The 622-nt window shown below is 52.1% G+C and carries 1 rRNA gene; it reads right to left on the reverse strand.

Annotated features, from left to right (window positions below):
- A 23S ribosomal RNA gene (locus V2154_RS24860) occupies positions 1–622 on the reverse strand; the annotation flags it as partial.

Below are 622 nucleotides of genomic sequence, written 5' to 3' on the forward strand. Positions count from 1 at the left end.
AGCGTCGCTGCCGCAGCTTCGGTGCATGGTTTAGCCCCGTTACATCTTCCGCGCAGGCCGACTCGACCAGTGAGCTATTACGCTTTCTTTAAATGATGGCTGCTTCTAAGCCAACATCCTGGCTGTCTATGCCTTCCCACATCGTTTCCCACTTAACCATGACTTTGGGACCTTAGCTGGCGGTCTGGGTTGTTTCCCTCTTCACGACGGACGTTAGCACCCGCCGTGTGTCTCCCGTGATAACATTCTTCGGTATTCGTAGTTTGCATCGAGTTGGTAAGCCGGGATGGCCCCCTAGTCGAAACAGTGCTCTACCCCCGAAGATGAGTTCACGAGGCGCTACCTAAATAGCTTTCGGGGAGAACCAGCTATCTCCCGGTTTGATTGGCCTTTCACCCCCAGCCACAAGTCATCCGCTAATTTTTCAACATTAGTCGGTTCGGTCCTCCAGTTAGTGTTACCCAACCTTCAACCTGCCCATGGCTAGATCACCGGGTTTCGGGTCTATACCTTGCAACTTGACGCCCAGTTAAGACTCGGTTTCCCTACGGCTCCCCTATTCGGTTAACCTTGCTACAAAATATAAGTCGCTGACCCATTATACAAAAGGTACGCAGTCACC

The sequence above is a fragment of the Ewingella sp. CoE-038-23 genome (genome assembly GCF_040419245.1).
Lineage (GTDB): Bacteria > Pseudomonadota > Gammaproteobacteria > Enterobacterales > Enterobacteriaceae > Ewingella > Ewingella allii.